The 2,927-nt window shown below is 34.0% G+C and carries 2 protein-coding genes; one reads left to right on the forward strand and one right to left on the reverse strand.

Translation table 11 applies throughout. The features are described 5' to 3' along the window. The first annotated feature begins 179 nt into the window (after positions 1 to 179). Complete coding sequence (locus CVD18_RS21875) at positions 180 to 1,655, forward strand: ATP-binding protein (protein WP_233194619.1); 1,476 nt, start codon at positions 180 to 182, stop codon at positions 1,653 to 1,655. 172 nt (positions 1,656 to 1,827) lie between these two features. Here CVD18_RS21875 and ltrA read toward each other — a convergent pair. Then, a partial coding sequence (gene ltrA, locus CVD18_RS21880; protein ID WP_103867581.1) for a group II intron reverse transcriptase/maturase occupies positions 1,828 to 2,927 on the reverse strand: 1,100 nt, incomplete at its 5' end.

Below are 2,927 nucleotides of genomic sequence, written 5' to 3' on the forward strand. Positions count from 1 at the left end.
AAATTTGATATCAAACCCGAAGATCTAGACTTTTCAACATCTTGATTTTCATTAATTAAATTTGACGTTAGTCGAGATTAAAAAAACACCTCGTAATTAAATAATTTCATTACATTTGTCTTATGTGACTGTTATGTGACTAAGCGAACACTTATCAGTCTAAACCCTTGACAACAAAGGTGTTTGAAATTATTATTTATGTGATTATGGGTGAAAATGAATTAAAAATACTATTAAGTGAACTACGTTCTTTAGTGAATGAAACAGAATGGGTTGAATTTAAGGTAAATAATGGAAACGAAATAGGGGAATACATTTCTGCTTTATCAAATTCGGCTTGTGTACACGATAAAGATTTTGGATATATTGTATTCGGAATTGATGATAAAACTCACAGAATAATAGGTACCACTTTCTCTTCTAATCAAAAAGGGAAAGGAAATGAAGATTTAATACCTTGGCTTGCTCGCCTATTGGAACCAAGAATAAATTTTAATTTTTACGAATTTGAAGTAGAAGGTGAAAATGTAGTCATTGTAAAAATTAAGGCTACACAAAACACTCCTGTTAAATTTAAAGGAATTCCATATATTAGAATTGGTTCTTCTAAAAAAAAATTAGATGATTACCCAGAGAAAGAGAGGTCTATATGGACAAAGAGCCCTACAGAAAGTTTTGAAAAAGAAATTGCAGTCTATAATTTAAACCCTGATGAAGTTTTAAAATTAATAGATTACCCATCATATTTTGAGTTAACTAACACTCCTCTTCCTGAAAATAGAGATGCAATATTTGAAAAACTTCAACAAGAAAAGTTAATTACCAAAGAAGGTAATAACTACAACATCACTAACTTATGTGCTATTCTTTTTGCGAGAAAATTGGATGAGTTTGAAAACCTTGAAAGAAAAGCTATTAGAGTTATCATTTACCAAGGCAAAAATAAATTACGTACTAAAAAAGAACAACTCGGACAGAAAGGATATGCTTCTGGTTTTAAAGGTTTAGTAAATTATATCAATGACCAATTACCATCCAATGAAGAAATAGGAAAGGTTTTTAGAAAAGAAGTCAAAATGTATCCTGAATTAGCTATAAGAGAGTTAGTTGCAAATGCCATCATCCATCAAGATTTTAGTGAAAAAGGAACTGCTCCAATGGTAGAAATTTTTGAAGATAGAGTAGAAATAACCAACCCAGGAAAACCTCTAATAAGTACAATGAGATTTATTGACCACAATCCACAATCTCGTAATGAAAAATTAGCTCACTTTATGAGAAGAGTAAGTATCTGTGAAGAAAGAGGAAGTGGTATCGATAAAGTCATTTTTGAATGTGAATATTATCAGTTACCTGCTCCTAAATTTATAGAAGGAGATAATTATACACGGGTAATTATCTATGCTCATAAAACATTACGCCAAATGGACAAAGAGGATAAAATTAGAGCTTGTTACTTACACTCTTGTTTAAAATATGTATCAGGAGAACATATGACCAACAATACATTAAGAGAACGATTTGGAATTGAAGAAAAAAATTACTCTATGGCTTCAAGGATAATTTCTGAAGCAATTAAGTCGGGACAAATTAAAGATTATGACCCTGAAAACAAATCTAAAAAGCATTCCAAATACGTACCTTATTGGGCGTAAACCCTTTGTGACGGTTATGTGACTGGATGACAAACAATTCAGTATATACAGCTATTGACAAGGAAAAACTATGTGACTAAACGTTTGCCAATCGTGTAGATGGCTCCGCCATCATTAGATAGCGGAGTGCACCTCACACACCACCTGCCATACGGGTCTCGTAACAGGCGGTTCACCAAATCGAAGTTTGCTCCTTATTTAAGTAGTCAATCATAGGAACGTATCCTTTTCTTTTGAGTCTGGATATGGTAATGGTAGTACCTAGTATAGGACTTTGAGCTACTGCCCAACCTCCCATTCGGGTTCGACTCCAAGCATATGCTTGTCCATGTTTAATCCCTAATCGAATCAGATTCTTACGTTTTCTCTCTACCTTTTTCCAATCATGCCAAATACAATACCGTAACCGATTACGTAGCCACTCATCTAACTTTTTTAGCTTGGTATAGCTGTTGGTTAAACGATAATTGTTTATCCATCCTCTACAGACTTTGGTAATTCTACCCAATCGCTCGACTAATGACATTGGCTTGGTTTTCTTGGTCAAACCTTTAAGATTACGCTTAAATTTATTCCAACTACTTTTACTAACAACCAACTGGTACTGTCCTTTTATGCCTTTCTTGTAGATCGGCACAAATCCATGCCCTAGCAACTCGAAATTCACAGGTCTGCGTATACCGCTTTTTGCCTTGTTTATTGGTAATTTAAGTCTTTCTCTTAGAAAAACATAAATCCTGTTTCCAACTTCTTTAGCTTTGCTTTTAGATTTTGTATAGATACTAAAATCATCTGCATATCGAACATAACGAAGACCTTGTCTTTCCAGTTCCTTATCCAAAACATCTAACATAATATTAGATAATAATGGACTTAGTGGGCTTCCTTGAGGGATGCCTCTTCGGCGTTTATAAAACCTACCATCTATAACAATGGGAGATCGTAGCCATTTACGAATCAATCGAAGGGTAATCGGACATGGTACCTTGTTGTAAATTAATTGTAGTAAAATACTGTGATCTACCTTATCAAAAAATCCTTCTAAATCAATATCTACAATATCCTGAAATCCATCGTTGATGTACCTCTGTGCTTGTAGTACTGCTTTATGGATGTTCTTCTTTGGACGGAAACCATAACTAAACGATTCAAAATCATATTCGAACTTTGTCATTAGTTGTTGGCTTACCGCTTGTTGCAAACACCTATCTACTACTGTTGGAATACCCAAAAGTCTGGTTTTACCTTGACCTTTGGGGATACGGACTCCTA

The sequence above is a fragment of the Aquimarina sp. I32.4 genome, assembly GCF_002924285.1.
In the GTDB taxonomy this organism is placed as follows: Bacteria; Bacteroidota; Bacteroidia; order Flavobacteriales; family Flavobacteriaceae; genus Aquimarina.